The 5846-nt window shown below is 42.2% G+C and carries 5 protein-coding genes; 3 read left to right on the forward strand and 2 right to left on the reverse strand.

Annotated elements, in window-relative coordinates:
• Window positions 1-347: 347 nt before the first annotated feature.
• Window positions 348-1373 carry a DUF559 domain-containing protein gene (locus PX482_RS06505; protein ID WP_288027976.1) on the reverse strand — a complete coding sequence of 342 codons (1026 nt, stop codon included), beginning with the start codon at window positions 1371-1373 and terminating at the stop codon, window positions 348-350.
• Window positions 1374-1566: 193 nt separating this feature from the next.
• Window positions 1567-3018: an Asp-tRNA(Asn)/Glu-tRNA(Gln) amidotransferase subunit GatA gene (gene gatA, locus PX482_RS06510; RefSeq protein WP_288027978.1), complete on the reverse strand. Its 1452-nt coding sequence runs from the start codon at window positions 3016-3018 to the stop codon at window positions 1567-1569.
• A 135-nt stretch (window positions 3019-3153) separates the two neighbouring features.
• Here gatA and PX482_RS06515 point away from each other — a divergent pair, with 135 nt between their 5' ends.
• From PX482_RS06515 to hetL, 3 genes are all read left to right on the forward strand, one after another.
• Complete coding sequence (locus PX482_RS06515; RefSeq protein ID WP_002758507.1) at window positions 3154-4164, forward strand: DUF6398 domain-containing protein; 1011 nt, start codon at window positions 3154-3156, stop codon at window positions 4162-4164.
• 196 nt (window positions 4165-4360) lie between these two features.
• A complete protein-coding gene (locus tag PX482_RS06520) occupies window positions 4361-4723 on the forward strand; it encodes an ArsR/SmtB family transcription factor (RefSeq protein WP_002758508.1) in 363 nt (120 codons plus the stop codon).
• A gap of 53 nt (window positions 4724-4776) precedes the next feature.
• Entirely contained in the window at window positions 4777-5439 is a 663-nt protein-coding gene (hetL, locus tag PX482_RS06525; RefSeq protein WP_043998998.1) for a heterocyst differentiation pentapeptide repeat protein HetL, read from the forward strand.
• The last annotated feature ends 407 nt before the right edge of the window (window positions 5440-5846 follow it).

Below are 5846 nucleotides of genomic sequence, written 5' to 3' on the forward strand. Positions count from 1 at the left end.
GCTCCAGCTACATCAAATGTTCCAAAAAAATATAGAAGAGTTAATGCAAATTAGCCGCTATCGGTTGAAGGATTACATCAAAGGACAAAGAGCGATATCGCTTGCCCTATCTACCTTCTAGCTCGCTTGTCCCCCTCTCAGGAATTCTTCTCTAATCCGTGGAATTAATTGTTTTCCTTGCTCGATCGCTCTTGCGGTTGGTGCTATGATTAATTGTCAACCCTAATCAACAAAGTTTGACTTCAATATATGGAAGGCAATTAAACTCAGCACCAAGCATGACCCTTCCGTAATCCTACTGTACGCTATAATTATAAGAACCATGAAATGCACCCTATTCTTAGTCTTCAAAAATCAAGGTTTATATCATAAAAATCAAAAAGTTTTTGGAAAAAATTTACCACTATAGACTCATAGGTTTCTTGCATAATTTCAGAAGCTCCAAATCGATAAACTTCATAACCTAGCAATTTTAACTTTCTATCTTCAGCTACCATTTCTGCATAAAGCTGAGGCTTCGCATATTCTCCCTCAGCATAATGTTGTTTACCATCAATCTCAATAACAATTCTTTTTGATTTTGGCAATAATAATAAAAAATCCATACGTTGTCTTATCAATCTTCTCCCATTGTTATATCTTTTGAGTTCTTTGATAGTATAGGGATCATAATGTAAATAAACTTGTGGCAGTAGAGCGGGCGAATTTTCACCCCAACGACGACATAATTGCTCGTTTTTATAGTAAGTGTCAAAAAATCTAGATTCTACTGGATTATTTTGCAAGGATTCTTTAAGTCGTTTGTAAAGAGGAGCTGCCGCTTCTGAATTTGACCAGCTAATAATTTTTTTATACTCTTTCCACCAATCAATTAACTCTATCCCTAATAATCCATGACTTTGAATCGGCTTATCATAGATCAAACAGGATTCTTTATACTTCGTAATTTCAATATCATTGCTAAGTGAATCTGAAAAAATAATTTCTGGTTTAAAAGAATTAGAGGCAAAAATAATATTTTTGATATTTTGATGTCCTAGTTTTTTGGTTAAATGAATTGTGTAGCCATTACTATCAACTTGAAAACCACTTTTTTCACAAATTCCTCTTAAAGTTTGCTTATGCTCTTCCTTAATATTATAACTTTTGTATAAAAGTATTGATTCAATTACTTTCAGAAATTTCTGAATATCGTTTTGATTTTCCCAATCAATCTTTGAGTAGTATCCATTCAATTGATCTCGGCGCGTAGATGCACGAGGCTCGTATTTATCAAATCCCGCATCCGTAAACCAACTATCTATTTGATTAATATAATATCCTGAGCAAAATTCTCGAAACTCACTCTTTAATAAATCTAGAGATATATTCATAGAGACACATCAACTTTCGGAGAAATCACCGATACATACAATACCAAATTCTAGCAATTCAGCATTAGGATCAAAATCAACAGATTGGTGGGTTATGGCGAATACCTTATTAGTTGCTTAACTGTCTCATTTGTCATCGCCTAACCCACCCTACTATTTGGCTACCGGCAAAAGATAGCCACCGGCAATTGTATCAATTTGTAAAAGATGGTTGACGTTTGTGCCAATCGGTGGCCTGTTCGTAGGCGTGGGCGACGTGAAATAATTGATCTTCGCGCAGCACATTACCGACTAATTGTAAACCGATCGGCAAACCTTGCCCATCAAAACCGCAGGGAAGACTTAACCCGGGTAAACCGGCTAAATTGACGGGAATAGTCATTAAATCCGATAAATACATACTCAGAGGGTCCGCCGTTTTTTCCCCAGCTTTAAAAGCTGTGGTCGGTGAAGTGGGAGAAACTAACACATCTACCGATTGAAAAGCTCGATCGAAATCCTCTTTGATCAAAGTCCTGACTTTTTGTGCTTTCAGGTAATAAGCATCATAATAACCCGTCGAGAGGGTATAGGTTCCCAACATAATCCGGCGCTTAACTTCCGCACCAAAACCCTGAGCGCGAGTCTTAGTGTACATATCAATCAAACTATCGGCATCTTCCCGAATACCGTATTTAACCCCATCGTAACGGGCTAAATTCGCCGATGCTTCCGAGGGGGCGATAATGTAGTAGGTGGGCAATCCGTAACGGAAACGGGGACAGGAAATCTCTTTAATTGTGGCACCGAGGGCCTTTAACTGCGCTAAAGCTTGATTAACTGCCTCAGCAACCACCTGATCCAAACCTTCCCCGAAAGTTTCCTTAATTACGCCAATTTTTAGCCCTTTTAAACTGGTTTTCAGGAATTGGCTATAGTCGGGAATCGGCAGATTGAGACTGGTAGAATCTTGGGGATCGTAACCTGCGATCGCTTGTAATAAAATCGCCGCATCTTCTACGGTACGACCAAAGGGACCGATCTGATCGAGAGAAGAAGCGTAAGCCACCAAACCAAAGCGAGAAACTAAGCCATAGGTCGGTTTTAGCCCAACAACGCCACAAAACGAAGCCGGTTGACGAATTGATCCCCCCGTATCCGATCCTAGGGCGACCACGCATTCTTGAGCGGCCACAGCCGCAGCCGACCCCCCCGAAGAGCCACCAGGCACCCGGGATAAGTCCCAGGGATTAGCAGTAACGTGATAACCGGAGTTTTCGGTGGAACTACCCATAGCAAACTCGTCTAAATTGGTTTTACCGACGATAACTGCTCCTAAATCCCGTAATTTTTGGGTAACGGTGGACTCGTAGGGGGGGACAAAATTCTCTAAAATCCGGGAAGCGCAGGTGGTGGGGATACCCTTGGTGCAGAGATTATCTTTTAATGCGATGGGAATACCGGCCAACAGATGCAGAGACTCACCCCTGGCGATTTTCTCGTCCACTTTTTGGGCTTGTGCGAGGGCTAAATCCGGGGTTAAATGGAGAAAGCTTTTTACTTGTGGTTCGATCGCTTGAATACGAGCGAGAAATTCTGTGGCGATTTCGACGGCTGTTTTTTCTTTATTAACGAGTTGTTGATGCAGTTGACGAATCGAAGTCATGTTCAGTTACCGGTTACAACCACCGTCAGGAGCAAGCAACAACCCCAGACAGCAAAGACTATTTTAGCGTCAGTTTGGCTGTAGGTCAGCTAATCCCCTAAAATTAAAGGAAAGCCTCGGAGGAAAACTAGAGTTATGACTTTTAATATCCGACAATTAGATAATTTAGACTACGATGAAGCCGAACCCTTATTAGAAGATTATATTACTGGAGCGATCGAAGAATATATCAATTCGCCCGAGGGAGAGGCCTATTATCAAGAAAAAGAAGAAGGTGGTGGTTGGATTGCTACCTTGATTGAGTTGGGCTATCTCTATCAAGGTTATACCCTTGCTACCATGACTAAGGCTGATGTGCAAATCTTAATGGAGAAGATTTTACCACGCAAAATTACTATCCTCGATCCGACGGAAACGGAAGATGCTATCCCTGAATTAATTAGTTTTTGGCAATTTTTGGGACGAGAATATAAATTAACTCAGGCTAAAGCTATTATTAAATATTTAGAGCAATTAGGCGATCGCTTTGGTCAACTGATGAACGATCCCAACAGTGGCGGTTTTATGAAAAATCTCTTGTTACAAGCGCATCAGCAGGGTTTTGATATCACCAGTCAGGAGGGTTTAACAGCTTTTCAAGAAAAATATAATGCTGAACAACGCGCCAAACAGCAAGCGGCAGCAATATTGAAAAAAACGCTTCCAGCTGTTTCTAAATCGGAAAATGTTCCCAAGGCAATGCAGGCCAAATATCAAGAAATTATCGATATTACCGATAAATTTGCCGCTCAATATCTTAATGAAGAATATGCCCAACTTATTCGCCAATTAACTGCAACTTTAGCTCGTAAGCGTCCCTCTCCCCTAGAAAAAGGTAAGGCTAATTCCTGGGCTGCCGGCATTACTCACGCCCTAGGAATGGTCAATTTTCTCTTCGATCCTACTCAAAATCCCCACATTTCGGCCAAAGAACTTTATCAGGCTTTTGGGGTTGCTCAAAGTACAGGACAAGCTAAATCAAAACAAGTGAGAGATTTACTGAAGATGTCCTATCTTGACTCAGAATGGGCTTTACCAAGCAATTTGGAGAACCATCCTAGCACTACAGTCCGGAAGTTAATCACTACCATGCTCGGTTATAGTTAGGGTTTGCTGAAAAAGTCTTTTGGTGGAGCTAGGAGGCACTCTTGCAGCAATAGATTCCTGAATGACCCAATCTCGATCGAGCTTGCAGACTAGACTCTAGTTACCTCTCCAGTTAAACTATAGTAGTCAATAGTTATAAAGTTTTAAACGATCACCTATTGTCAGCCTTTTTAACTGGTCACTTTATTACCTACCTATGTTGGACAGTTTCTCCCCCCAAACCTCTAGCGTCGTCCTCGCTTCGGTGGCGGACTATTTCAAAGTCCTGTCGGAAGTCAGTCGCCTACAGATTCTCAGTTGCTTGCAATTAGGCGCGATGAATGGTAAAGAAATCGCCGAAGCTACCGGACTAGGTCAGGCCAATCTCTCCAAACACCTGAAAGCTTTAACCCAAGCGGGAATTATCTCGCGGCAACCCCAAGGAGTCAGCGTTTACTATCAAATTACCGACCCCGTGATCTATGATCTCTGTAAGGTGGTTTGCGATCGCATTAGTCAGCAAATGCGTCAACGGGCCCGAGAATTCGAGAGTCTGCCAACTTTCCATCTCCCTAAATAAAAATTACCAAACCCTTGACATTTTGCCTCAATTATGCTATGTGCAAAATTTCCATGCTCCTAGAAGAACTTTGTCAACGCTATCGGGAGGGAGAAAGAGATTTTCGGGGGATTAATTTGCGGGAAAGCGACTTAACTAATATTGCCCTCCCAGGAGTCAATTTTTGCCGTGCCGATCTGCGACAGGCGCGGTTAGGAAAGATAGGCCTTTCGCGATCGCTGCTGAGAGAAGCGGATTTAAGTGAGGCGATTCTCTGGGGAGCAGATTTAAGTCAAGTGGACTTTTATCGAGCTTGTTTACGAGATGCGGACTTAAGCGGGGCTAATCTCATCGAAGCCAATTTAGAAGCCACTTATTTAACCAAAGCCGTCTTAAACGGTGTTAATCTCAACAGTGCTAATCTCCAGCAGGCCGTATTAATCGATACGGATTTTCGCTCCACTTCCGACCAACGCACGGACTTAGGCAAAACTAACTTTTGCGGAGCCGATCTCAACTATGCCAATCTGAGCGGCTCCCTGTTATATCGAGCTAATTTCGCTGATTGCCGACTTTGCCGGGTTAATTTTCGTGCTAGTCCCGAAAGAGACGGATTTATTACCGATCTCACCGGGGCCAGTTTCCGGGGTGCGGATCTCAGTTATGCCGATTTGCGCGGGGCAATTTTAGAAGATGTGGACTTGACTGATGCTGATTTAACCTGGACTTTGTTTTAATCTGGGAAGCTTTTTCAGTCAACAGTGATCAGTAAACAGTGATCAGTGACAAGTGAAAAGATGTCATTTCACTTAAAACTCAAATCCGATAACTGATAACTGATAACTGCTCACTGATAACTGATAATTGAGGGTCGATTTATTTAAGGCTTGCTGAATAAATCTAAAAACCTTGTTGGATAAGACTTTTAGACTTTTTTTCCCTCAAAAAGTGCCAGCCATTGCGGGGATCGGGGGGAAAATTCTGGGACTTTTTCCCTGAAAATTAGGTAACTGACTACCTCAAAATCGGTAAAACCCCACACCCCACACCCCACACCCCACGCCTCCCACCCTGTCCCCACGAAAAACTTTTTCAGCAAACCCTAATTATCTCGTCATTTTCCCCCAGCAGATGACGCGCAAAA

Origin of the sequence: Microcystis sp. M53602_WE12, assembly GCF_030065455.1 — a bacterium.
GTDB classification, from domain to species: Bacteria; Cyanobacteriota; Cyanobacteriia; order Cyanobacteriales; family Microcystaceae; genus Microcystis; species Microcystis aeruginosa.